Origin of the sequence: Tepidanaerobacter syntrophicus (assembly GCF_001485475.2) — a bacterium.
GTDB classification, from domain to species: domain Bacteria; phylum Bacillota; class Thermosediminibacteria; order Thermosediminibacterales; family Tepidanaerobacteraceae; genus Tepidanaerobacter; species Tepidanaerobacter syntrophicus.
This window is the reverse complement of sequence record NZ_DF977001.1, coordinates 220,659-245,789: the sequence shown is the minus strand read 5'-3', so window position 1 is coordinate 245,789 and position 25,131 is coordinate 220,659. Positions and strand designations below refer to the sequence as shown.

Annotated in this window: 20 protein-coding genes; 18 read left to right on the top strand and 2 right to left on the bottom strand. The window is 37.8% G+C overall.

The genetic code is table 11. The features are described 5' to 3' along the window. The first annotated feature begins 10 nt into the window (after positions 1–10). The 12 genes from pglZ (at position 11) to TSYNT_RS06080 (ending at position 16,935) form a co-directional block, all read left to right on the top strand. On the top strand, positions 11–2,560 hold the full coding sequence (pglZ, locus tag TSYNT_RS06135; RefSeq protein WP_059032617.1) for a BREX-1 system phosphatase PglZ type A: 2,550 nt from the start codon (positions 11–13) through the stop codon (positions 2,558–2,560). A 15-nt stretch (positions 2,561–2,575) separates the two neighbouring features. Then, the gene (gene brxL, locus TSYNT_RS06130) at positions 2,576–4,606 is read left to right on the top strand and encodes a protease Lon-related BREX system protein BrxL (protein ID WP_059032616.1); all 2,031 of its coding nucleotides are present in this window, start codon (positions 2,576–2,578) and stop codon (positions 4,604–4,606) included. A gap of 32 nt (positions 4,607–4,638) precedes the next feature. Continuing rightward, positions 4,639–5,697, top strand: coding sequence for a DUF4236 domain-containing protein (locus tag TSYNT_RS06125; protein WP_059032615.1), 1,059 nt, complete (start codon positions 4,639–4,641; stop codon positions 5,695–5,697). A 643-nt stretch (positions 5,698–6,340) separates the two neighbouring features. Then, positions 6,341–7,405, top strand: coding sequence for a DUF917 domain-containing protein (locus TSYNT_RS06120; RefSeq protein WP_059032614.1), 1,065 nt, complete (start codon positions 6,341–6,343; stop codon positions 7,403–7,405). A 17-nt stretch (positions 7,406–7,422) separates the two neighbouring features. After that, positions 7,423–8,067: an aspartate/glutamate racemase family protein gene (locus TSYNT_RS06115; RefSeq protein WP_059032613.1), complete on the top strand. Its 645-nt coding sequence runs from the start codon at positions 7,423–7,425 to the stop codon at positions 8,065–8,067. Positions 8,068–8,092: 25 nt separating this feature from the next. Then, entirely contained in the window at positions 8,093–9,028 is a 936-nt protein-coding gene (locus tag TSYNT_RS06110) for a DUF1177 domain-containing protein (RefSeq protein ID WP_059032612.1), read from the top strand. A 1-nt stretch (position 9,029) separates the two neighbouring features. Continuing rightward, a complete protein-coding gene (locus TSYNT_RS06105; protein WP_059032611.1) occupies positions 9,030–9,980 on the top strand; it encodes an aminopeptidase in 951 nt (316 codons plus the stop codon). 17 nt (positions 9,981–9,997) lie between these two features. Then, positions 9,998–10,663 (top strand): AroM family protein, encoded by a 666-nt coding sequence (locus TSYNT_RS06100; protein ID WP_059032610.1) that lies wholly within the window; start codon positions 9,998–10,000, stop codon positions 10,661–10,663. Between the two features lie 106 nt (positions 10,664–10,769). Beyond that, positions 10,770–11,423 (top strand): phosphoribosyltransferase, encoded by a 654-nt coding sequence (locus TSYNT_RS06095; protein ID WP_059032609.1) that lies wholly within the window; start codon positions 10,770–10,772, stop codon positions 11,421–11,423. A 138-nt stretch (positions 11,424–11,561) separates the two neighbouring features. After that, positions 11,562–13,013 carry an extracellular solute-binding protein gene (locus TSYNT_RS06090; RefSeq protein WP_059032608.1) on the top strand — a complete coding sequence of 484 codons (1,452 nt, stop codon included), beginning with the start codon at positions 11,562–11,564 and terminating at the stop codon, positions 13,011–13,013. A 15-nt stretch (positions 13,014–13,028) separates the two neighbouring features. Continuing rightward, positions 13,029–16,001, top strand: a complete 2,973-nt coding sequence (locus tag TSYNT_RS06085) for an EAL domain-containing protein (RefSeq protein ID WP_059032607.1) — start codon at positions 13,029–13,031, stop codon at positions 15,999–16,001. 70 nt (positions 16,002–16,071) lie between these two features. Beyond that, positions 16,072–16,935, top strand: coding sequence for a DMT family transporter (locus tag TSYNT_RS06080; protein ID WP_059032606.1), 864 nt, complete (start codon positions 16,072–16,074; stop codon positions 16,933–16,935). 10 nt (positions 16,936–16,945) lie between these two features. Here the strand turns inward: TSYNT_RS06080 and TSYNT_RS06075 are convergent, their stop codons facing one another. Together TSYNT_RS06075 and TSYNT_RS06070 are read right to left on the bottom strand one after the other, a co-directional pair. Continuing rightward, positions 16,946–17,344: a metallopeptidase family protein gene (locus TSYNT_RS06075; protein WP_059032878.1), complete on the bottom strand. Its 399-nt coding sequence runs from the start codon at positions 17,342–17,344 to the stop codon at positions 16,946–16,948. Between the two features lie 30 nt (positions 17,345–17,374). Continuing rightward, positions 17,375–18,364: a Gfo/Idh/MocA family protein gene (locus TSYNT_RS06070; RefSeq protein ID WP_059032605.1), complete on the bottom strand. Its 990-nt coding sequence runs from the start codon at positions 18,362–18,364 to the stop codon at positions 17,375–17,377. Positions 18,365–18,568: 204 nt separating this feature from the next. On the opposite strand from TSYNT_RS06070, the gene TSYNT_RS06065 reads away from it, so the two are divergent. Genes TSYNT_RS06065 through TSYNT_RS06040 form a run of 6 tightly spaced genes read left to right on the top strand, consistent with a single transcriptional unit; the run spans position 18,569 to position 25,126 of the window. After that, positions 18,569–18,988, top strand: coding sequence for a 4Fe-4S binding protein (locus TSYNT_RS06065; protein ID WP_059032604.1), 420 nt, complete (start codon positions 18,569–18,571; stop codon positions 18,986–18,988). Positions 18,989–19,007: 19 nt separating this feature from the next. Next, on the top strand, positions 19,008–20,909 hold the full coding sequence (gene cooS / locus TSYNT_RS06060) for an anaerobic carbon-monoxide dehydrogenase catalytic subunit (RefSeq protein ID WP_059032603.1): 1,902 nt from the start codon (positions 19,008–19,010) through the stop codon (positions 20,907–20,909). Positions 20,910–20,941: 32 nt separating this feature from the next. Next, positions 20,942–21,745 carry an ATP-binding protein gene (locus TSYNT_RS06055; RefSeq protein WP_059032602.1) on the top strand — a complete coding sequence of 268 codons (804 nt, stop codon included), beginning with the start codon at positions 20,942–20,944 and terminating at the stop codon, positions 21,743–21,745. Beyond that, positions 21,742–23,421, top strand: a complete 1,680-nt coding sequence (locus tag TSYNT_RS06050; RefSeq protein WP_059032601.1) for a formate--tetrahydrofolate ligase — start codon at positions 21,742–21,744, stop codon at positions 23,419–23,421. Before TSYNT_RS06055 ends, TSYNT_RS06050 begins: the two co-directional genes overlap by 4 nt. Before the next feature lie 27 nt (positions 23,422–23,448). Beyond that, positions 23,449–24,285, top strand: a complete 837-nt coding sequence (locus TSYNT_RS06045) for a DUF166 domain-containing protein (RefSeq protein ID WP_059032600.1) — start codon at positions 23,449–23,451, stop codon at positions 24,283–24,285. After that, positions 24,269–25,126, top strand: coding sequence for a bifunctional 5,10-methylenetetrahydrofolate dehydrogenase/5,10-methenyltetrahydrofolate cyclohydrolase (locus TSYNT_RS06040; protein ID WP_059032599.1), 858 nt, complete (start codon positions 24,269–24,271; stop codon positions 25,124–25,126). Before TSYNT_RS06045 ends, TSYNT_RS06040 begins: the two co-directional genes overlap by 17 nt. Positions 25,127–25,131: the final 5 nt, after the last annotated feature.

The window sequence follows — 25,131 nt, the reverse complement described above, 5'->3', positions numbered from 1 at the left end:
GGTGATTGATTTGGAACTTGATGAAATAAAAAAAATTCTGGAACAAAACTTTAATAAAGAGCTTTCTGAAGGGAAAAAGCGAAATATAATCTTTTGGTATGACGATAATGGAGAATTCGAAGATCAGATCGATAGTTTAGAGCTCTCAGCTGCTAAACTTTTAAAATTGGACGGCAAAAACTATTTTTATGCAAAGTACCTTTTAGAGAAACAAGACACAGAAAGCAACTATTTAGTATATGCGCCTTTTAGCAAACCAAGTCCTAGAGAAAACTGGCTATTAGATATTTTAAAATATAATGAAGAATTTTATGCTGATAGAATTACTGTTATCATGAGAAATTTAGGAGTAAAAAATGAAGCTTTAAGAAGCGTATTTCAACATTATAGGAAGTTTTTTAGCAACAAAGAAAGAAATAAGCTCCTCAAATCATATAACTTAGATTACCCCAATGAAGAATCTGTCCATATAGCAATATTGTCAGCTTTATGCAAACTCCCTTATTCTAGCCTTGACGAAGTAGTAAAATCTCTTTTAATAGAGTATGCTCAAGATGGCAACACATATTTTAATGAAATAAATAAATTTGGAGATATTGATGCTTTTTGGATGCTAATAGAGAAATACTACGGCTATATTTTAGAGGAGAAAACAATTGAACATCTCAGCGTTTTTTTCTTAATAACGGGTTTGTATTACAACCTCGAAGAAAAAATACCACCTCAATGGGAAAGGTTCGTTTCTCCAAAGAAGGCTGATTGTTTTGTGTTCGTTAGTAATTTTATGAACAATTCCAAGGCAATGGATTATTTCGATATGCTCTCAATAAAAGTAGAGAAACAATTAAATTTGCAAAATTATATTGATAGCTGGCATATGGATAATTATGTGGTAAGCGATGTATTTAAAATTTTTGACGAGGCTATAATAGACAAGTTAATCAAAAATTTAATTTCTGACGCTGGCGAGTTTGACAGATATAAAGATATCATACTTGAGCGCAGGACAAAACATTGGTATAGAATATACGAAAACGAATATAATTGTATTTACTGGTCTTCGGTTTTGTTAGATTCATGGAAAAAGATTAAAGATAATATAAAAGAAGACGAGCCATATGAATTATTTCAAAAATATGTGGGTCAATATTACATTATAGATATGGCTTATAGAAAATTCATATATTTCTTCGATAAACTGACTAGTAAAGAACAGTTTTTCGAGCTAAGAGAAAAAGTAGAAAACACTTATGTAAACGGTTATTTAAACCAACTGTCGATAAAATGGAGCGATAGCCTGGAGACCTTAGGCCAAAACTGGCAAATCCCTTCCTTGGAGCCTCAGCAGGATTTCTATATAAAACATGTAAAACCTTATGAAGAAAAAGATGAGAGAGTAGTCGTAATTATTTCTGACGGTTTAAGATATGAGGCGGCTAAGGAATTGCAAGAGAATCTAAATACTGAAAGGAATGGCTCGACGGAAATTACTTCAATGCTTGGCATACTTCCGTCCTATACTGCTCTTGGCATGGCTGCTTTGCTTCCGCACAACGAAATCGAAGTAGATGAGAAGTTCCAGGTAATTGTTGACGGGTTTAGTTCTGACGGACTGGAAAACCGTAATAAGATTCTCCAAAAAGCACAAAAAGATAGCGTTGCCGTCAGATATGAGCAACTTAGCAATATGAAAAGAGATGACTTTAGAAAGCTTTTTGGTGGTAAAAAAGTAATTTATATATATCATAAAATAATTGATGCAAGGGGAGACGGTGCTCATACAGAAAATGAGGTTTTTAACGCTGTTGAAGAAGCTTTTACTGAAATTAAAACCTTAATTAATGATTTAATAAATAATATTTCAGCTACCAATATATATATTACTGCCGATCATGGTTTTATATATAAACGAGGAAATATGCAAGAAAGCGATAAAGTACCCAAGGAATCTTTGGAGGATTCATTACAAAATCGCCGTTTTATTCTCACTGAAAAAGACGTAGATCTCGAAGGCACCATTATTTTTAATATGAATCATATTAAAAATACCAGACTAAAGTGCATAGTTCCTCGAGGAGTCAACAGGTTTAAAGCCCAAGGCGAAGGTGCAAACTATGTTCATGGCGGTGCGGCGCTCCAGGAAGTGGTTATACCGGTTGTCAAATTTAAAAATGAGAGAGGTAAAAACGCAAAAGAAGTTAAAAAGGTTGATGTTAAGCTTACTAGCATATCTAGGAAGATAACAAATAATATTACCTATCTTGAATTTTTCCAGGTAGAAAAAATTCAAGACAAAACCGTTCCAAGAAGGCTTTTAGTTTATCTTGCAGATGAAAAAGGAAATAGAGTATCAAATGAAAACATAATAATAGCCGACAGCAAATCAGATAATCCTGAAGAGCGGACTTTTAAGGAAAAGTTCATACTAAAAAGCACAAAGTATGATAAAAACAGCAAGTATTACTTAGTCTTAGAAGATGAAGAAGAAACTGTCGAAAATATATATGAAAAGATTCCGTTTATTATCGATATTGCATTTACCGATGACTTTGATTTTTAAAGTGAGGAGAGCCGAATGGATGAGCTTAGTAAAAAATTGAATAAGTATTTTCCCGGAAGAGTTGTAAGAAAAGACCTGACTAAAAAGATCAAAGAAGGAGCTAATGTGCCCGTCTATGTTCTCGAATACTTGCTGGGTATGTACTGTGCTACTGACGACGAAGATAGTATCAACGACGGCGTGGAGACAGTGAAAAATATTCTTGCAGAAAACTTTGTAAGACCCGATGAAGCAGAAAAGGTTAAATCAAAAATTCGTGAACTTGGCAGATATACTGTTATTGATATGATAACAGTAAAACTCAATGAAAAACTTGATATATACCAAGCTGAGTTCTCAAACCTGGGTATAAAAGGCGTAGAAATTTCGCCTAATTATATAAAAAAGTTTGATAAGCTTCTTGCGGGGGGTATTTGGTGCATTGTAAAAATGAATTACTTTTACAATGAAGAAAACAAGATCGCAAGTCCTTTTAATATAGACTCTCTTACGCCTATTCAGATGCCTCATATGGATGTGCAAGAAATTTTTGAAGGCAGAAAATATTTTTCAAAAGATGAGTGGATAGATGTTCTGATGCGATCTGTTGGCATGGAACCGACGCAATTAGAACAAAAAGTAAAATGCCATATTCTTGAGCGTATGGTGCCACTTATTGAAAACAACTATAATCTTTGTGAGCTGGGACCACGAGGAACAGGAAAATCTCATTTGTACAAAGAAATTTCGCCTAATTCTATATTGGTATCCGGAGGACAAACTACCGTAGCGAATTTGTTTTATAACATGGCAACACGGCAAATCGGCCTTGTTGGACTATGGGACTGTGTTGCCTTTGATGAAGTGGCAGGGATAAAATTTAAAGACCAAGATGGGATTCAGATTATGAAAGATTTTATGGCATCCGGATCTTTTGCAAGAGGTAAGGAAGAAAAAAATGCAAATGCATCAATGGTATTTATTGGAAACATAAATCAGAGCGTTGATGTGCTTTTAAAAACATCTCATTTATTTGAGCCATTCCCTGAAGCCATGGCTAATGATGCAGCTTTTTTTGACCGTATGCACTATTATTTACCCGGATGGGAAATACCCAAAATGCGGCCCGAGTATTTTACCGATGAATATGGGTTCATTACCGACTATTTGTCTGAATTTATGCGAGAAATGAGGAAAAGATCTTTTACTGATGCTTTTGACAAATATTTTAGGCTAGGCAACAACTTAAATCAGAGGGATGTAATTGCTGTCAGAAAGACTGTATCAGGTTTACTTAAGTTAATTTATCCGGATGGGAACTTTTCAAAAGAAGATGTAGAAGAAGTATTAAGATATGCCTTAGTGGGTCGAAGAAGGGTTAAGGAGCAGCTCAAGAAAATAGGTGGCATGGAGTTTTATGATGTGCATTTTTCATATATAGACATCGAAACCATGGAAGAAAAATTTGTATCTGTGCCGGAACAAGGCGGGGGCAAGATAATTCCAGAAGGATTAAGTAAGCCTGGGCATTTATATACTGTCAGTCGTGGAAAGTCGGGCATGATTGGAGTCTATAAAATAGAAACCGAGGTAGTAAGTGGCACTGGTAAGTTTGAAAAAACAGGTCTTGGTTCAGACAGAGAAGCGAAGGAAGCAATTGAAACCGCTTTTAGATACTTTAGAGCGAATAGCAAGAATATAAGTGGCACTATAAGTACATCAAAAAAAGATTATCTAATGCATGTTGAAGATATTCAAGGCATAGGGCTTACATCAGAGTTGGCACTAGCTGCATTTATTGCATTATGCTCAGGAGCTTTAAACAAGCCGGTGCAAAGCCAGATGGTAGTACTAGGTTCTATGAGCATAGGCGGAACTATTAATAAAGTAGAAGAACTGGCAAATGTTCTTCAAGTGTGTTTTGATTCAGGAGCAAAAAAAGTTTTACTTCCTATGTCTTCTGCGGCAGACATAGGAACAGTTCCTCCTGAGTTGTTTGCAAAATTTCAAATATCTTTTTATCAAGATCCTAAGGATGCTGTTTTTAAAGCCTTTGGGGTTGAATAGATAATTTAATTTAAATTAAACGGAGGGTTATTATGGGCTTTAGATTTAGAAAAAGCGTTAAGATAGCTCCGGGAATGCGATTAAATGTAGGCAAAAAGAGTGCAAGTGTTAGTTTTGGAAAAAAAGGTGCTAGATATACGATAAGTTCGACGGGCAGAAGGACCTCATCGATTGGCATACCAGGGACGGGGCTTTATTACACTAAAAGTCATTATGCAAATTCAAAAAATAAGCCTCAGTCAACAAACAGACAAGACCATACTGATTCTTACCGAGAAGTGGCGGAATTTAATGATTTTATAAATTATATAACTTCTTTTCACAAAGAGTGTGATTATGAATACGACTGGGAATTAATGGTCAAAGAGCCGGCGCCCTTTAATACAGGTGAAAAAGGACCAAATGAATTGGCAGCTTTAAAGAAATTAGATAATTACAAGCCTAATGTTTTAGAAAAAGTGTTTAAAGTTTTAGATAATAGACGCAGAGAAGCACTGGAGGAAGATCTAAAAAAAGCCATAGAAAATGACAAAAAGCTCTATAAGTCTTGGCAAGATCAAAGAAAATTATTTCAATCAATACTGCAAAAAGATCCGAAGGCATATATGGCACTATTAAAAGATATTCAATTTTGCAGTGAATTGGCAGGATTTATAAGTTCCTTTCAATTTCAAGCTTCCGATGGGGATACCCTAATAATTGACTGCAATATAAATATAAATGATGTAATTCCGACTCATTACAAGACTTTAACCAAGACTGGCAAGCTTTCTATAAGGAAATACAACAAGACTGATTATTATGTGATAGTAAAGGAGTATGTATCAGGGCTTACTCTGCGCATAGCACGAAATGTATTTGGATTACTACCGATAAGAAGCGCAATTATTAACGTTCAGACAGAGGTATTAGACACTCAGGTAGGAAAAGTTGACAACATAACGACATTATCGATTAAAATAGATAAAACCACATTAAGCGAACTAAACTTTGACCTTATTGACCCATTGGATGCTTTAAACAATTTTGAACACAATGTTAGGTTTTTAAAAACGTGTGGCTTTCAACCGGTAGAAAAACTCAGTGGGTAGTAGAACCACATCAATTATATCCAGCAAGATAAAACTAACCTTGTTTTGGATAAACTATTTACATAAGTATTCCTTTGCTGTACCTTGCCATATTTTCGAGTACGGCAGCAAAGCTTTTTTGTATGTAATGACCTAACTTTTACACCAAATCCCTTAAAAAATTAGCCTGAACCTAGTACATATCAAAGGTTTCAGGCTTTTTGTTTTAATCCTAAAGTTGTTGTGCAATAACCTATCTTTTAGTGTAAGATATGATCTTTTTTTATCTGTCCTTGGGTCATAAATCTTTTGGAAAAGTCAATGCCTACCGCATTGCCTAAATCTTTTACAATGTCATTGGTAAAACCTTACAAAAAGTTAAGAAAAACAACAGAGCAGGTGGATAGTTTATGCTTATAGTCTAAATAAGTTAGAATTTTTGTGGGGCCAGAAGGAATTATTTAAGTGAATATAGAACTCTATAAGGGGAGTCCTAATTGCTGTAGCTGTAAGACTTATCATAGGTACTGAACCTATGGAAATCAGAGAAGCAGGATTAATTGCAGGCGATGGTCTGTATGGTTTCTTCTCGGCATTAGCGAAAACGTTCTTTTAGAATTGAAGTTATTTAACAAAAAAGAGTTTAATGTTGGAGGTTTTTATTATGTCAAGGCTAAAACTTACCAAAGACTTGGTAGACGCTGCTGTCTTAGGCGGATGTGTCCTGGGAGGCGGCGGTGGTGGCTCGATGGAAGAAGGCAGGCAAATTGCAAATATCGCATTGAGTTTATCTTCGGTAGAGCTTGTAGACATAGAAGATATGAACGATGATAATATCTTAATAAACGTATCTGCGGTAGGCGCACCTTCTGCTAAAGATGCTTATGCAGAACCGATTCATTATTTGCAAGCCGTAGAACTTATGAAAAAAGTAAGCGGTATAGAACCGGACGGAGTTATTACTAATGAAATGGGTGGTCTTGCAACGGTAAATGGGTGGCTTCAAGCTGCAATGCTGCAAGTGCCAACTGTCGATGCACCGTGTAATGGAAGGGCGCATCCCACGGGAGTCATGGGAGCTATGGGGTTACATAAGGATCCGAACTATAAGTCTTATCAAGTAGCAGTTGGAGGAAGAAAAGAAAAATCTTCCTATATAGAAGTAATTGCAATGGGAACGGTGCAAAAAGCCTCAGCTTTAATAAGACAGGCAGCGGTGCAGGCAGGAGGTCTTGTTACCGTGGTCAGAAATCCTGTAACTTGCAAATATGCAAAAGAGAATGCGGCATTAGGTGCAGTAAAACAAGCTATAGAGCTTGGAAACAGAATGCTTGAAGGCAAAAAAAGCGGTCCTTCAAAAGTGATCGAGAATATTTGCGACTTTCTCAAAGCAGATGTAGTGTCAGTCGGCACTATAAAAAGCATTAAATTAAGCATGGAAGGCGGTTTTGACGTAGGAAAATTTGAAATGGACGAAGATATAGAAGTAACTTTTTGGAATGAGTATATGACATTAGAAAAAGGTAAAGAGCGTATAGCAACTTTTCCGGACTTAATTATGACAATCGATGCAGAGACCGGAATGCCTTTAACATCAGCTGAAATCAGAGAAGATAAAAAAATAGCTCTCATTAAAACAGATAGAAAAAATCTAAAACTTGGCGCAGGAATGAAAGATCCGAAGCTTTTAGCTGATTGCGGCAAGATTGTGGGTAAGATAATCTGTTAAATAGGCAGGTGAATAAATTGAATCTTAAAGTAGGGTTAATAAGAGTTCTCACAACCGAAGATAGAGATTTTTTAGACAAGCACGGCAAGATATTGCAAGGACTTTTTCCAAATTTAGAAATCGAATCAAGATGTATTCCGGATCAACCGGAAGGAATACACGATGATGAAACTGAAAAACTTGCACTGCCTAAAATACTAAGCCTTGCTAAAGAATTTGAAGAAAAGGGTAAGGATGCAGTATTCATAAGCTGTGCAGCAGATCCCGGGGTTATAGAAGCAAGAAAAATCTTGAGGATACCGGTAATTGGAGCAGGTTCTTCTTGCGCATCAGTAGCTTTAAGCTTGGGCAATAAGATAGGTGTATTGGGAATTACTGAAACAGCACCTGCGGCAATGGTAGAAATTTTAGGCAAAAGGCTTGTTAAATCAGTGAAACCCAAAGAAGTGGACACAACATTAGATTTGAATACAGCTCAAGGAAAAAAGAATGCATTAATTGCCGCAAAAGACTTAAAAGATTCTGGATGTGATGTTATTGCATTAGGATGCACAGGAATGACGACTATAGATATTAGAAAAGACATAGAGGAACAAGTTGGTATAAAAGTGGTTGATGCTGTAAAAGCCGCAGGCTTAATATTAGAATATCTGACTTTATAAAATAAAATTATTGAGGTGATAAGCAATGTTAAAACAAGTAATAGAAATGATAGAACTCTTGGATGATTCCGCAGTAAATGGAGAAAAAGTAAAGGACTTTCTTACAAAAAGAGGATTGGAAGATATTTCAATTAAAGAAATAAAAGGAAAAACCGGAAAAACAGATTTTATAAAAATCGTAATCCCGGGTAAAAATGGAAAAATAAAAGGAGGGGATTGCCCCACCCTTGGCATTATAGGCAGATTAGGCGGAATTGGAGCAAGACCCGAAAGAATCGGCTATGTATCTGATGGTGACGGAGCATGCGCAGCTCTTTCCTGTGCATTAAAGCTTGGCGATATGAAGCAAAAAGGCGATATACTTGATGGCGATGTTATAATTTCAACACATATTTGTCCAAATGCCCCTACGGAACCTCATGACCCTGTTCCTTTTATGGGTTCTCCGGTAGATATGCAGACAATGAATAAAATGGAAGTTGATCCTTCAATGGATGCAATCCTGACAATAGATACTACAAAAGGAAATAGAGTTTTCAATCACAGAGGCTTTGCCATAACGCCTACTGTAAAGGACGGTTATATACTAAGAATAAGCGACGATTTAGTAAGCATAATGGAGATTGCTACAGGAAAGCCTGCACAAGTTCTTGCAATAACTACGCAAGATATAACGCCATATGGAAATGACTTATATCATATAAATAGCTTAATGCAGCCTTGTACTGCCACTTCAAGTCCTGTAGTTGGTGTTGCCATTACAACAGAAACAGCAGTGCCGGGTTGTGCTACGGGAGCATCCCATGAAATAGATATAGAGGTTACCTCAAGATTTGCTTTAGAAGTTGCCAAAAGCTTTGGAAGAAATCAGTGTAAATTTTATGATGAACAGGAATGGGAACGTATAATCAAATTATATGGTTCAATGGAGCACCTCAAGACATTAGGAAGAAGGAATTGAGATGGCTGATCTTGTAGAAATATCAAAAAACCTGCTAAGGGATTGTCTTGCATTAAAGCCAGGCGAACAACTTTTAGTGCTTACGGATGATATAAAAGAAGAATTAGCGCAAAATATGTACAAAGCAGGAAAAGTTCTGGGAGCAACTCCGATACTTGTAAAAATACCTACAATGGAAAAATCCGGACAAGAACCCCCAAAAGCTGCGGCAGAAGCCATGAAAAACGCAGATGTGGTTGTGTGTATAACAGAGCATTCAGTGACACACACAAATGCTAAAAAAGCTGCGGCGGAAAGTGGCGCAAGAATTGCAACCATGCCGGGAATAACAGAAGAAATGTTCAGAGAAGGCGCTATAACCGCAGATTATGTAGAAGTGGAGAAACTTACTAAAAAAGTTGCAGATATTCTAACCCGGGGCAGTAGTGCGATAGTAGAAAAACAAGGCTATAAGCTAGAAATCGATATAACAGGGAGAAAAGGTATAGAAAGTCCGGGAAGATATACTAAAAAAGGTGAATCAGGCAATCTTCCGTCCGGCGAAGCCTATATTGCTCCTGTTGAAGGTAAGTCTTCCGGTCAAATTTTAGTAGATGGCAGTATAGTCGGAATAGGAAAACTGGATGAACCGATCCTGCTTACCGTAAAAAATGGGCTTTTAATAAGCGCTGAAGGAAAAGAGGCCGAAAAATGGCTTAAGATTTTAGGAGACTCTAAAGAAGCAAGAAATCTTGCTGAATTTGGTATAGGTACAAATCCTAATGCGCGTCTTACCGGAAATATTTTAGAAGATGAAAAAATACTGGGAACTATTCATGTGGCCTTTGGCAGTAATAATACATTCGGCGGCACAGTAAGCGCAGGAGTTCACCTGGACGCGGTTGTCTTAAATCCTACCGTGCATGTAGACGGAAAATTAATTATGGATAATGGCAAACTGATATTAGAATAAAAGGCGGGGATGATAGCGTGAAAAAAATAGGTCTTGTGACGATAGGGCAAGCGCCGAGAACCGATCTTACCCCTGAGCTTAAAATGATTTTAGGAGAAGATGTGCACATAGAAGAAAAAGGCGCGCTGGATGGCTTGTCGAGGGAAGAAGTTAAAGAACTATATCCGAAGCAGACAGAGGAAGTTTTAGTAACTCGAATGGCAGATGGCACCGAGGTAAAAATTGCAGGAGAAAAAGTATTTCCACTGCTAAAAGAACGAATAAAAGAGTTGGAAAAAAGCAATATCAATGTAATATTTTTAGCGTGTACCGGTGAATTTCCCGATTTGGACACAGAAGCGTTATTAATTAGACCACAAAAACTGTTGTATTATACTATAAAAGCTATAGCGCAAGATAGGACATTGGGAGTTGCCATACCAAGCCAAGATCAGGTGCCGTCAGCTTACGAGAGGTGGCAAAAAGCGGCAGAAAAAGTAGTGGTAGAAGCCTGCTCTCCATATGGTGATATTGATGAAATTAAAGTGGCGGCAGACAAGTTTGCCCGATCAAAAGTTGATATAATAGTAATGGATTGTATTGGTTATACAATGAAGATGAAAGAGATGGTGCATGACAAAACAAAAATACCGGTAGTCTTGGCGCGCTCGATATCGGCAAAAATAATAAGCGAACTTGTGTAAAATATCCTTAATTGAACTTATGGACATCCAAGATCTGAACTTGCAATAGATCTTGGATTTTTTTAAAGTAGATTAAGACTAATCTCTTTAAGATGGAGGCTATAGCATGTTTAAAGATCGCACCGATGCAGGAAGGCAGTTGGCGGAAAAACTAAAAGCATATAAGAATGACCCTGATGTGATTGTATTTGCAATTCCTAGAGGCGGCGTTGTAGTGGCTGATGAAATATGCAGCAAATTGAATCTTCCCATGGATGTAGTAGTTACAAGAAAATTGGGTGCTCCATTTAATGAGGAACTAGCTATTGGGGCGGTAGACCCTTTAGGTGAAGTGGCTCTAAACCAATATGCAATAAATATGCTGCGCGTGGGTAAAGATTATATAGAGCAGGAATCACGTATTAAGCTTCAAGAGATAAGGGAAAGGTTAAAAAAGTACAGAGGCAAAGACACATACGATGATTTAACAGACAAAAAGGTCTTGCTGGTAGATGATGGTATAGCCACAGGCTATACGGTAATTGCAGCTATAAATTTTCTTAAGGGATTAAACCCCAAAAAGATATTACTAACCGTTCCTGTCATAGCTCCCGATACTCTTTTACAGCTCAAAAAGCTTGCAGATGAAGTTGTATGTATCATATCAGAAGAACCTTTTTATGCAGTAGGCCAATTTTACGAAAACTTTGCTCAGGTATCAGACGAAGAAGTCATGGAAATTCTAAGTAAGTATATATCGCCATCTCCTCAAGACACTTAACTTCGCCAAAATTATAGGCGGGTTGGAAGATGCCGCCCTATTTTTGTATATACATCTTTGAAATCTTTTGATACAATTATTGATAATAAATTCTGAGTATAATCAAAAGTTAAGATTTAGGGAGGGCTGCATCGGAGCATGAAAAGGTTTTTAGTTATTTTTGTTTGTTTTTCATTATCAATTTTTTTATTGGGATGTTCTCCGGATAAAAATAGCAGGACAAGCCCTGGCCGTCCTGTGCTGCTTACTGTATGGCACTATTACAACGGAGTTCAAAAATTAGCATTTGATGAGCTGGTAACTGAATTTAATGAAACTGAAGGACTTAAAAAGGGAATAGCCGTAGAAGCATTTAGCCAAGGCAATATTGATGATTTGGAAAGAAAGGTAATTGAATCCATCAACGGAAAAATCGGAGCAGAACCTATGCCGGATATGTTTACAGCGTATGCAGACAATGCCTATCAAATTGATAAGCTAGGTTTCGCAACTGATATAGGAGATTATTTAACAGAGCAAGAAATAAAAGAGTATATAGATTCTTTTATTTCTGAAGGAAATTTTAACGGCAAAAATGAAATTAAAATTTTTCCTACTGCAAAGGCTACTGAAATTATGATGCTAAATAAAACTGATTGGGATAAATTTGCCTTGGGCACTGGTGCAAGTTTAGATAACCTTAAAACTTGGGAAGGAGTGGCAGAAACAGCAAAAAGATACTATGAGTGGACTGATTCATTAACCTTAACTCCTAATGATGGTAAAGCGTTTTTTGGTCGAGATGCAATGGCAAATTATATGCTTGTGGGTTCCAAACAATTAGGGAGCGAGATATTTAATGTAAAAAATGGCCAGGCCTATTTGACCATTAATGATGCAGTTATGAGAAAATTGTGGGATAATTTTTATATTCCTTACATCAACGGATATTATAAGGCCGTAGGCAAGTTTCGATCTGATGATGCTAAAACCGGAGAAATAATTGCACTTGTATGCTCTACTTCGGGAATAACATATTTTCCTGATACAGTGGTTATCAATGACAGCACCGAATACCCTATCGAATCTTTGACTCTACCACTCCCTAATTTTAAGGATACATATCCTTGTGCAGTTCAGCAAGGAGCAGGAATAGTTGTTACAAAATCAAATGAGATTAAAGAATCTGCTTCGGTGGAGTTTTTAAAATGGTTTACAAAAAAAGATAATAATATCAGATTTAGCATACAATCCGGCTATATACCTGTAAAAAAGGAATCTATTGAAAGAAAAACAATGGAAGAATTTTTAAGTGCTGACAAAGACAATAAGGCTTCGAATAAGTTAAAAGCAGCTCTTCCTACAATAATTAGTCAAATACAGACCTATGAACTATATACTACTAAACCTTTTGAGAACGGAACAGACGCAAGGAAGGTGCTAGAAAAATCTTTGCTGGACAAGTCGAAAATAGATAGAGAAAAAGTTGTTCAGCTAATAGAGGAGGGTAGAAGTAGAGAAACAGCAGTAAAGCAATTTGCAACAGATAAAAACTTTAATGAGTGGCTAAGGGGCTTAAAAATAGAATTAGAAGATGCGATAAAAAAGTAAGGGTGATCTTCGCATATGAGAAAAATGGGGCTTAAACGTAATTCCATAATAGTGAGATTACTTTTGTCCATGCTCGTGGTTTTATTGATACATACCTTGATACTTTCTGCAAATATACGGTATGGTGGCACAATTGACGAACTTAATAGGAATTCTATTAACCTGCTTGATGAAAAAGTTTTAAACAGAAAAAATCATGTTCAAAACGAAATGATTCAAAGGCGTTCAAACATTGCAAAATTCGAACAAGACATTCAAGATGAAATAAATTCATTTCTAAAAGAAAAAGGCACAGATTATGCGGCTTTTAAACAAGATTCAGTACTTATGTCCGAATTCTTGGAAAGAGTTGTAGATGAAATCGTCTTTACGGTTAGACAAAGTGCGGTAACCGGTGCTTTCATAGTGCTCGATGGTGAAAACAAAGAAAATTATCCGGGGATTTATATAAGAGACTCAGACCCCTTATTTAATCCCAGCGATAACTCAGACTTGAGTATGGAAATAGGACCGTCGGCAGCAGCTAGAAAATCAAAGATTGCCTTAGGAATGGGATGGAAGCCGCAGTTTATCTTCGATAAAAAAGATGAAAGCTCATTCTTTTACTACAAGCCTTTTGAGACTGCTCTAATGTATCCTTATGCGGACTTTTCAGAACTGGGATATTGGACACATTTTACGCTCAATAATTATGGGACGAAAGTAATTTCTTATTCAATCCCGCTTATCAATAAAAACGGAAGCGTATATGGAGTAATTGGCATCGAACTTGACTCTGACTATATTCGAAAAATGCTTTACTATGATGAAATGGCGGCAAATAAACAAGGGACATATCTTTTGGCCATTACTCGAGATAATGGTAAGACATTTGAAAATGTAACCTTTAGCGGATCGTCTTTTAATAAGATTTTCAAAAGCGGGACCGATATAAGCTTAACAAGAAAAGAAGAATATAAAAACATAGCTACCATAAATACGGGCATTAGTAATAAAGACACAATTTATGGATGTATACATTATTTAGATTTATATGACAATAATACACCATTTAAAGAGGATAAATGGGCGCTGCTGGGAATAGTTGAAGAAAAAAATCTTTTTCAACCCGCAGAACGAATAAGGTTTTATGTAGCAATATCCCTTATTTTTTCCCTTGTTTTAGGATTCATTGTCTCTATTTTAATAGGTATATGGTTCATAAAGCCTATAACAGATTTAGTAAAAGAAGTTAAGAGCAGTGATCCCGAAATGCCTATAACTTTAACAAAAACAAATATAGCCGAAATAGACGAGTTGGCACGGTCAGTAGAGTCGCTTAGCACAAAGGTTGCTGAATCGGCGGCCGAGCTTTCAAAGATCGTCGGCATGATGGAAGTGCCTATATGCGCATTTGAGCATGATCTAAAAAATGATAAGGTATTATGTACGGATGCTTTTTTTGAGCTTACAGGGGCAAAAAGAGAAAAAAACGAAAGCGGATATATAAGCGCCGAATATTTCTATAAACTACTCGATGAAATAAGAAGATGTCCGGAACCGGATTCAGAGGATGTATATTGCTGCGAAAATGGCAGCTGTGGTAATAGATGGCTTCGCATAAAGGTTCAAAAAAGCGATGGCAAGATACTTGGAATTATAGAAGATGCGACGCGGGAAATAATGGAAAAAAAGAAGATAGAATATGAACGAGATCGAGATTTACTCACACATCTTCTTAATCGCCGTGCATTTCAGGCAAAGGTAATAAAACTTCTTAAAGAAAAAGATGTTAAGACAGCCGCTCTTGTTATGTGGGATTTAGACAACTTGAAATTCGTAAATGATACTTATGGCCATGATTTTGGAGATCAGTATATCAAAACAGCCGCTTCGGTTCTAAATGAACTGTCTATTTATAACGGAATTGTTGGTAGAATGTCGGGCGATGAATTTTATGCCTTTATTTATGGATATGAAGATAAGCAACAAATAAAAGAAATAATCAAGAGGGTGCAGAACAAACTCTGTAATACTATCTTAAAACTTCCAGACGGAAAAGACCTGAATATTACTGCTTCTGCGGGAATTGCATGGTACCCGGATGATTCAACGAGTTATTATGAATTACTGAAATATGCAGATTTTGCCATGTATGAATCAAAAAACGGAGAAAAAGGAAGCATTGGTGAGTTTGAGAAACCTGTTTACAATAAAAAGATACTATTTTTCAATGGCAAAAAGGAGATAAACAACCTTATTGAAGAAAAACTTTTTGACTTTGTATTTCAACCGATTGTAATTGCCAAAACAGGAGAAACATTTGCATATGAATCACTAATACGTTCCAAATCTGCAGTATTAATATCCTCTCGAGCCATTGTAACACTTGCCGGCTCACAATCAAGACTTTATGATATGGAGCGCATCACTTGGTTTAAGACTTTAGAGACATTTAAAAAATATGAAAAAGATTTTGAAAATGCAAAGATATTTATTAACTCAATTCCAAACTATATTTTATCGGATAAAGATTTAGCAGAACTGGAAAATAAGTTTAAGAGGGATTTGTCCCGCATCGTAATTGAGATAACTGAAAATGAACTGACTGATGAAAGAGTATTTATAAAGAAGCAAAGTCTTGCAAAAAGATGGGGATGCTCCTTGGCTTTAGACGATTTCGGCTCAGGATACAACATTGGCATTGCTTTTTTGACGTTCTACCCCGACTTTGTAAAACTGAACATGGCGGTAACTAGAGGTATTGACAAAGATATAAATCGACAGAACTTTGTAAGGGCTATTTTGCAGTATACTAAAAGCCGGAAGGTTAAATTAATTGCCGAAGGCATAGAGACAAAAGAGGAAATGGACACACTAATCCAACTTGGAGCAGATTATCTGCAAGGATACTACCTGGGAAGACCTAGTCTGCAACCTAAAAAAATCTCGCCAAAAATTGTACAGGAAATACTAGAGCAGTCAAATGAACATTTAGCTGAACCCTAAAATATTATGTATAATCTTATACAAAGAATAAAGCATGGTTGAAATTTTAGATGGATAGGAGTCTACTGCAATGAAAATCAAAGGGGCGCTATGCGCAATTTTATCTGCATTTTTATATGGGTTTACGCCGATACTGGCAAGCCTTACTTATGAGATGGGCAATAATTCGCTTTCTATGACATTTTATAGGAACCTTTTCGCTATTCCCTTTTTGTATGTACTTTTAAAATACAATAAGCTTGACCTTAAAATTGAAAAACAAGATTTGAAATACATAATAATGGTTTCTGTATTTGGAATTACTGCTACGACGGCGCTGCTTTACAGTTCATATCCATATATAGGGGTAGGTGCTACAACAACCCTTCATTTTATGTATCCGGTTTTTGTTGCAGTGCTGTGCAGATATGCTTTTGGTGAAAATCTGAGCAGGCAGAAGATTATAGCGCTATGCCTTGCGTGCTTCGGCGTTTTTTGTTTCATGGATTTTCAACATATCGAAAATATTTTAGGTGTTATTATGGCAGTAACTTCCGCCTTAACTTACGCTTTTTATATGGTAATGGTTGAAAAAAGCGGACTGGTTAAAATATCACCTTACAAGCTCTCGCTTTATATCGCTATTTTTGCCGCCCTTACCATGCTTATCGGAAATATTTTTATCGGATATATTGTAGTTAATTTGCCGCTTAAGTCCTTTGTTTTTATGATTATAGTTGCATTCTTTACATCTTTTTTGGCAATGATACTTATGCAGGTGGGCATACGAGAAATAGGCTCAACATCAGCTGCGATTTTTTCGCTGTTTGAGCCTATTACCAGTGTAATTACAGGAGTTTTACTATTAAATGAAGCTGTAAGTATAACCGAAGTTATTGGATGTATAGTTATATTCTTTTCGATTTCATACTTGGCAGTAAGCGGAAAAAAATGAATTTGTTCATTTAGTTCAGATTATTTTTTCTCATATATTTTTCCAGCGCCTCGTCATCTTTAATCTCAAGACCCTTTTCCCCTGCCATGGACTCTAAATGGTGTGTAAATTCATGCAAAAGCACATCCTTTAATTTTTGTCTTAAAATCGGGCGGGGAAGGCCTTGACATATCTTTTTAAATGAGCCGTAGTAAATTCTTATCTGCCTGCCGGTAACATCAACGCTGTATTCTCCCATAATATAAAGTCTGTTAGGGTCGCAACTGCTTTTGTGGAGCTTATATTCAGGCAGCAATATAATTCCCTTATTTAATTTACGAAAAAATTCTTTAGGAATTTCATCTGCAATATCATCTAACATTTCTAAAGTTTCATCAATAGATGGAAATTCATCTTTTTTGTAATCCATTATAAAAGTTCCTTTCAATTAGGCAACCTGTCAGATTTTTTTATCAGCAGGAAAGATAACTCCAATCTGCTTCCTTGCCTTATCCAACACTTCCATGACTGAAAGAGAAAGCTTGTGGGAATTAATATCTGATTCAATTTTTCCAGCTTTTATTAAATTTATAAATTCAGCTGCTTCATAATACATATCATCTTCTATTTGGGGGCGGGAGATGTCTTGAATGTTTCCGCCGCGATAATATATTGTGATATTCCTGGGAACGGATATTTTGTTAATAACCATATTCCCGGACTCGCCCTGAATTTCACTGGAAACCACTGAATCAGTTATCTTAGAATGTATAACTACGCCTTCCATACCATCATATTGTAGGCAGAGGGTGCCCTGTCCGTCCACGCCGGTGCCAAGAATTTCGCCTGTAGCAACCACATCTTTCGGCACTCCGAATAAGCTCATTATAAAATATGTACAGTAAATGCCAATATCCATCAGCGAACCCCCGGAAAAAGCAGGATCAAAAACATTGCAATGCCTACCTTCTTTAAAGCTATCATATCTGGAAGAATACTGGCAAAAATTTGCTACTATCCTTCGAATTTCTCCCAATTTATCCAGATTTTCTTTTACCGCCTTAAAATTAGGAAGAAAGCCGGTTTTTAACGCCTCCATTAGCGCAACATTATTGTCGCGGGAGGCTTTTATCATATTCTTTACTTCATTACTATTAGAAGCTAAAGGTTTTTCGCATAAAACGTGTTTTTTGTGGTTCATAAAAAATATAGACTGTTCAGCATGAAGCGAGTTTGGGCTTGCTATGTAAACTGCATCAATCAAGTTGCTTTTTGCCATTTCTTCCAAATCCGTAAATATATTTTCAACAGAGTATTTTTTAGCAAACTCTTTTGCTTTTTCCGTGCTTCTTGAATAAACAGCACAAAGCTTAAAGTCCTTATCTAAGCTAGCGCCTTTTATAAAAGCATCAGTAATCCATCCAGTGCCGACAACTCCAAATCTAATCATAAGCATAAGTCTCCTTATCAAATTAATTTGTCTTAGCCTTACCATGATAATATAGCAAATGCAAGCCTTTTTCAATATAGCAAAATATTCTTTGCTGTTTGCCATAAATCATATTGACAAATATTTATCAATAATGTATTATGAACTCAGTAATTGTGAAAATAATAACAAATATAAAATATAAAAAGAAGAGGGGTATAAATTATGGTAAAGATTCTTTTTGAAAAAGACCTTTGCCTTGGATGCAAGACCTGTGAACTTGCCTGCGCAGCGGCTCATTCTGACTCTAGAAGCCTATCTGGCGCGATAAAGGAAAATAAAATTTCCCGGCTTAGAATAAAAACAAAGGGAGGAAAGCTAAAACTCGAACAGTGTATGCTTTGCGCAAATCCTCGGTGCATTGCCGTATGTCCAACCGGAGCGCTTTCTAAAGATGAGGAACTTGGAATCATAAAGGTTGACAAGATGCTATGCACAGGCTGCGGTCTTTGCGAGGAGGCCTGTCCTTTCGGCGCTATTGAACTTCATACATTCCCAACTATGTGCGACAGATGCGCACATTCCGACAAGCCTTTCTGCGCTATGTCATGTCCTACAAGGGCTTTAAAAATAAAGATAGTATAAAACAACATGAGGTGAGATTATGTCATGCGATTTTGAGTGTTTAAGCTGTGACGCAGCAAATTATAAACTAATGGAAAAAGCAAGGAACGAAAAGATAGAAACAGTATGGGACAGGGCAGAAGCTATGCAGCCTCAATGCGGCTTCGGCGAAATGGGTCTTTGCTGCACTAATTGTGCAATGGGACCTTGCAGAATAGTAAAAGTAAGTGAAGATGGACCTAAAAAAGGAATATGCGGAGCAGACGAGGATACCATTGCATCGAGAAACCTTGCCCGTTCCATCGCCGCAGGTTCTTCGGCCCATTCCGACCACGGCCGCGATATTGCCCACGCTCTCTACCATGCGGCAAAAAATCCTGAATCAGGCTATAAAGTAAAAAACCATAAAAAACTTATCTCCCTTGCAAAAGAATGGGGAATCGATACAGAAAATCAGGATATAAAGGATATAGCTGCCAATGTTGCTAAAACAGCCCTTGAAGAATTCGGTAAGCCTTTTGGCAACTTAAGATTTATCCAGAGAGCCCCAGAGGATAGAAAAAAAATCTGGAATAAAATGAACGTAACGCCCAGGGCTATAGACAGAGACATTGTGGAAGTTTTACATTCTACACATATAGGCTGTGATGCGGATTACAGAAATATCATGACAACTGCTATAAGGGCGGCGCTTAGCGATGGATGGGGCGGCTCCATGATAGGAACAGAGCTTTCAGATATATTGTTCGGAGTTCCCGAGCCTCATGAAATTGAAGCAAATCTTGGTGTTCTTAAAGAGGACGAAGTAAATTTGGTAATCCACGGCCACGAACCTACGCTTTCGGAGGCGATACTTATTGCGGTAAACGATCCGGAGTTAATTGAGCTTGCTAAAAAGCAGGGGGCTGAAGGAATAAACCTTGTAGGCATGTGCTGCACCGGAAATGAAATTGCAATGCGCCACGGAATACCGATGGCAGGCAACTTTTTCCAACAAGAACTGGCAATAGTTACAGGGGCAGTAGATGCTATGGTGGTTGATGTTCAGTGCATAATGCCTGCACTGTCTCAAGTTGCAAAATGTTATCATACAAAACTTATAACCACATCCCCTAAAGCCAAAATTCCCGGCGCAATTCATATGCAGTTTAATGAAGAAGAGGCTATAGAATCTGCAAAAAGAATTGTTAAGGAAGCTGTAATGAACTTTAAAAACAGACAGGGAAATATTTTTATACCCCAAGAAAAGTCAAAAGGATTTGTAGGTTACAGCAATGAGGCAATTATAAATGCCTTAGATAAAGTTACAAACAGCACTGCCCATCCCTCCGGAACAGTAAAGCCCTTGGCAGATGCCATAAAGTCAGGAGTGCTCAGGGGAGCAGTAGCTATCGTCGGATGCAACAATCATAAGGTTTTACATGATAAAGGTCATGTAGAGCTGGCAAAAGAATTAATTAAAAATGATGTGCTTGTGGTGACAACCGGATGCGGTGCTTATGCTTGTATAAAAGCAGGCCTTATGTCAAAAGAAGCTCGTGGCCTTTGTGGCAAAGGACTTGCTACTGTTTGCGAATTAGTGAATATCCCGCCGGTGCTGCATATGGGTTCATGTGTAGATATAAGTAGGATACTACTGTTGTTATCAGAGCTTGCTAAGTTCATGAATGTAGATATAAAAGATCTGCCGGTGGCAGGGGCGGCTCCTGAGTGGATGTCAGAAAAGGCGCTTTCCATAGGAACCTATGTTGTTGCCTCCGGGGTATATACTATGTTAGGTGTTGCACCTCAAGTAACAGGCTCCGATAATTTAACAAGGTTTCTCACAAATGATGTTAAAGACATATATGGCGGCTATTTTGATATAGAATCAGATCCTAAGGAAGCGGCAAAGAAAATCATCAGCTGCATTGAAGAAAAACGGAAAATACTTAGTATATAAAGCTTATCGAGAAAGTAAAGGATGTGCTGGCGGTGAAGATAGCAATTACAGGTAAAGGCGGCGTAGGTAAAACCACGTTTGCAGGAGTTCTTGCAAAAGTAATGGCAGAAGAAGGATGCAAAGTCCTAGCTGTTGATGCAGACCCTGATGCAAATCTTGCAATGGCTTTAGGATTTCCGGAAGAAAAAATTATGAACATAACGCCCCTTTCTGAAATAAAAGATTTAATAGCTCAGCGGACCCAAGCTGTGCCGGGCAGGATAGGGCAGATGTTCAAACTTAATCCAAAAGTGGACGATATACCTGAAAAATATTGTGTTGAGCATGAAGGTATAAAGCTTCTGGTTATGGGCACTGTAAAAGCCGGCGGTTCAGGGTGCATATGCCCGGAGCATGCTTTTTTAAGGGCTTTAATGCAGCATCTTCTTATAGCCCCTCAAGATGCGTTAATAATGGATATGGAAGCCGGCATAGAACATCTTGGAAGAGCTACCGCAGATTGCGTAGATGCCTTTATCGTTGTGACCGAGCCGGGCAAGAGAAGTATTCAAACATTGTCTACCATCAAAAAGCTGGCAGGAGATATAGGGGTAAAGAATGTATTCGTTGTAGGCAATAAAATTAGTAGCGATGAGGAAAAAGAATTTATTAAAAAAGCCTGCGAAGATACTCAGGTTTTAGGATTTTTACCTTACGATGATGAGCTTATAAAAGCTGATAGGTTGGGACAAGCGCCTTTTAAGTCTTGCATAAACTATACAAATGAAGTCAGGTTAATTAAAGATAATATCTTAACACTTATAAAAAACTCAAATCCAAGGGAGGAAGTAAAGTGAGCTATAAAAGCGATATTGAAATTGCCCAGGAAGCTAAACTTGAACATATTAAGGATATTGCGGCGAAAGTCGGCCTTTCTGAGGATGAGATAGAATACTATGGTAAGTATAAAGCTAAAATCAACTACAACTTGTTAAAAGGCCTTGAAAACAAGAAAGACGGCAAGCTGATACTTACCACTGCAATAAACCCAACGCCTGCGGGAGAAGGCAAGACCACAACGACAGTAGGATTGGGCGATGCCTTAAGAAGACTCGGCAAAAATGCCATGATAGCCCTTAGGGAACCTTCCCTAGGACCGGTGTTTGGAATAAAGGGAGGTGCTGCAGGCGGAGGATATGCCCAGGTAGTGCCTATGGAAGACATAAACCTTCATTTTACCGGAGATTTTCATGCTATCGGCGCAGCTAATAACCTTTTAGCCGCCATGATAGACAATCACATTTATCAAGGAAACGAGCTCAATATCGATCCTCGCCGTATAACTTGGAAGAGATGTGTAGACATGAACGACCGGCAGCTCAGATTTGTAGTTGACGGTCTTGGCGGAAAAACAAATGGCATGCCTAGGGAAGACGGATACGACATTACGGTTGCATCTGAGATTATGGCAGTATTTTGCCTCGCAACTGACATGGAAGATTTAAAAAATCGTCTTGGGCGAATAATAATTGGCTATACCTATGATGGAAAACCGGTTACGGCTAAGGATTTAAAGGCACATGGAGCGATGACCGCACTTTTAAAAGACGCTTTTAAACCGAACTTGGTTCAAACCCTTGAAGGAACACCTGCATTTGTACACGGAGGACCCTTTGCAAACATTGCCCATGGCTGCAACAGCATTATTGCAACAAAAATGGCATTAAAACTTGCAGATTATGTAGTAACAGAGGCAGGTTTTGGCGCAGATCTTGGAGCGGAAAAGTTCTTAGATATAAAATGCCGCACGGCAGGCATAAAGCCGGATGCTGTAGTAATTGTTGCAACTGTCCGTGCTTTAAAATATAATGGTGGAGTAAGTAAAGAAGATCTTAGCAAGGAAAACTTGGATGCATTGAAAAAGGGATTGCCAAACCTATTAAAACATGTAGAAAATATCACTAAAAAGTATAAAATTCCTGCAGTCGTAGCTATTAATAAATTCCCTACAGATACTGAAAATGAACTCAAATTAGTTCAAGAAGAGTGTAATAATCTTGGTGTAAATGCGGTGCTTTCAGAAGTCTGGGCAAAAGGTGGAGAAGGCGGCATAGAGCTTGCAAAAGAAGTCGTAAGGATTATAGATGAGGGCAAAAACGAATTTAAACCAATCTATGATTTAGATATAGGCATTGCAGATAAAATAACTACCATAGCCAAAGAGATATACGGCGCAGATGGTGTGGAATTTGCCCCGGCCGCATTAAAAGAAATCGATAATTTAGAGAAACTCGGATTTAGAAATGTTCCGGTTTGTATTGCTAAGACTCAGTATTCTCTTACCGATAATCCTAAAATACTTGGCCGTCCAACCGGTTTTAAGATAAATGTAAGAAATGTAAAAATTTCAGCAGGGGCAGGATTTGTTGTAGCGCTTACCGGTGACATAATGACAATGCCCGGACTGCCGAAGCGGCCCGCAGCAGAAAATATTGATGTAGATGCCAGCGGAAGAATTACAGGATTATTTTAGGATTTAAATACCAAAGGTGGTCTTTTTATGGATAAACGGTTAAAACTCCTAATAGCTGCAAGCCATGATACACCAGATTTGCCCGGATTTTTTCAAGTAAAATATGGAGGAGAATTTGCAGCAAGGAAATTTTTACCGCATTTGACAAATTTTGAAGATAATCCTGATTATTGTTCAAGAAGATGTTTTAAGTTCAGGCAGAAGCTGAATCTTAATTTTAGTAAAGACATAGCAGGTGTCATAAGATTTCCCTCCGTTCTGCCTGAACTTATAGATGATGCCGAGCTTTATATAAAGAGCCCTATTGCCGAACATGATATTTTAATTGCAGTAGGAGTGCATCCCGACATACTTGTGGAGCTGGTAAAACATGCTGCAAAGGCAGGATGCAAAGCGATAATAGTTCCCAGAGAAGATCCTACTTGGCTTTCGTCTTCTTTTGCAAATAAGCTTAAAGCTTTATGCGAACAAATGAATCTGGAATATGCCTTTCCTCGGCCGTTTTGTTCTCTTGCAAAGGGAAAGTTTAGATATATCAATTCTTTTATAGATCAGTTTAAAATAGGAAGACCTAAGTATACTGTTTTTGTTGATGACAATGAAAAAGTAGCCGCGGTAGACGTTTCTTACTCGTCTGCCTGCGGTGCCACCTACCATGTGGCTGCCGGACTTATAGGTGTTGACAAGGAAGATGTTGTAAGTATTGCAAATAGACTGTGGCATGCTTATCCGTGCCTTTCTAGCAGTCATATGGACCCTGAGATTTGCGACTCCCCTATGCATATCGCAGCTTATATTAATTTGAATGCGGCAAAAGATGCTCAAAAGAATATAAGGAGGATTGCTGATGGCAAAGATACTTGATGGCAAGGAAGTAGCCGCAGCCCTAAAGGATGAACTTGTCGCAGAGGTCGACCGGCTAAGAAAGCAAGGCATCACCCCCGGACTTTGCTTGGTAATGGCAGGCAGCAGACCTGATTCACAATCTTATATCAACAGTGCTGTAAAGCGCTGCAGCAGCATAGGAATAGATTGCCGAGTAAAAAAACTTCCGGAAGATGTGACTCAAGGAGATTTTTTAAAGATTATAGACGACTTAAATACCGATCCCAAAATAAACGGCATTATGGTTATGAGGCCCCTTCCTCAATACATCTCAGAAAATACAATCAAATATAAAATATCACCAGAGAAGGATGTGGATTGCCTCAATCCCATCAACGTCAGCAAAGTAATAAGCGGAGACGATGATGGGTTTGCTCCATGTACACCCGCTGCAGTTATTGAAATCTTAGATTATTACGGGATAAAGGTAGAAGGAAAGCGAACTGTAGTGATTGGAAGAAGCATGGTAGTGGGGCGTCCCCTTGCTATGATGCTGCTTGCACGCAATGCTACTGTAACGATTTGCCATACAAGGACAAGAAACCTGGCTGAAGAGACAAAAAAAGGTGAAATACTTATTGCTGCAGCAGGAAAGGCTAAGATGGTTACAAAGGATATGGTAAGCAATGGTGCTGTGGTAATTGATGTGGGAATTAATTTTGACGAGAGCGGGAAGATGTGTGGTGATGTGGATTTTGATAGCGTGTGTCCGATTGCAAGCTCTATAACCCCAGTTCCCGGCGGAGTAGGCGCTGTGACATCTACAGTGCTTGCAAAACATGTAATCGAAGCTTTGAAGCTTCAGAAAGGCATATATTAAAAAGC

Bases quoted from the DNA above. Each gene is read 5' to 3' on its own strand.
- brxL (WP_059032616.1), top strand. From the start codon at position 2,576: ATGGATGAGCTTAGTAAAAAATTGAATAAGTATTTTCCCGGAAGAGTT.
- TSYNT_RS06125 (WP_059032615.1), top strand. From the start codon at position 4,639: ATGGGCTTTAGATTTAGAAAAAGCGTTAAGATAGCTCCGGGAATGCGA.
- TSYNT_RS06120 (WP_059032614.1), top strand. From the start codon at position 6,341: ATGTCAAGGCTAAAACTTACCAAAGACTTGGTAGACGCTGCTGTCTTA.
- TSYNT_RS06110 (WP_059032612.1), top strand. From the start codon at position 8,093: ATGTTAAAACAAGTAATAGAAATGATAGAACTCTTGGATGATTCCGCA.
- TSYNT_RS06105 (WP_059032611.1), top strand. From the start codon at position 9,030: ATGGCTGATCTTGTAGAAATATCAAAAAACCTGCTAAGGGATTGTCTT.
- TSYNT_RS06095 (WP_059032609.1), top strand. From the start codon at position 10,770: ATGTTTAAAGATCGCACCGATGCAGGAAGGCAGTTGGCGGAAAAACTA.
- TSYNT_RS06090 (WP_059032608.1), top strand. From the start codon at position 11,562: ATGAAAAGGTTTTTAGTTATTTTTGTTTGTTTTTCATTATCAATTTTT.
- TSYNT_RS06085 (WP_059032607.1), top strand. From the start codon at position 13,029: ATGAGAAAAATGGGGCTTAAACGTAATTCCATAATAGTGAGATTACTT.
- TSYNT_RS06080 (WP_059032606.1), top strand. From the start codon at position 16,072: ATGAAAATCAAAGGGGCGCTATGCGCAATTTTATCTGCATTTTTATAT.
- TSYNT_RS06075 (WP_059032878.1), bottom strand. From the start codon at position 17,344: ATGGATTACAAAAAAGATGAATTTCCATCTATTGATGAAACTTTAGAA.
- TSYNT_RS06070 (WP_059032605.1), bottom strand. From the start codon at position 18,364: ATGATTAGATTTGGAGTTGTCGGCACTGGATGGATTACTGATGCTTTT.
- TSYNT_RS06065 (WP_059032604.1), top strand. From the start codon at position 18,569: ATGGTAAAGATTCTTTTTGAAAAAGACCTTTGCCTTGGATGCAAGACC.
- cooS (WP_059032603.1), top strand. From the start codon at position 19,008: ATGTCATGCGATTTTGAGTGTTTAAGCTGTGACGCAGCAAATTATAAA.
- TSYNT_RS06045 (WP_059032600.1), top strand. From the start codon at position 23,449: ATGGATAAACGGTTAAAACTCCTAATAGCTGCAAGCCATGATACACCA.
- TSYNT_RS06040 (WP_059032599.1), top strand. From the start codon at position 24,269: ATGGCAAAGATACTTGATGGCAAGGAAGTAGCCGCAGCCCTAAAGGAT.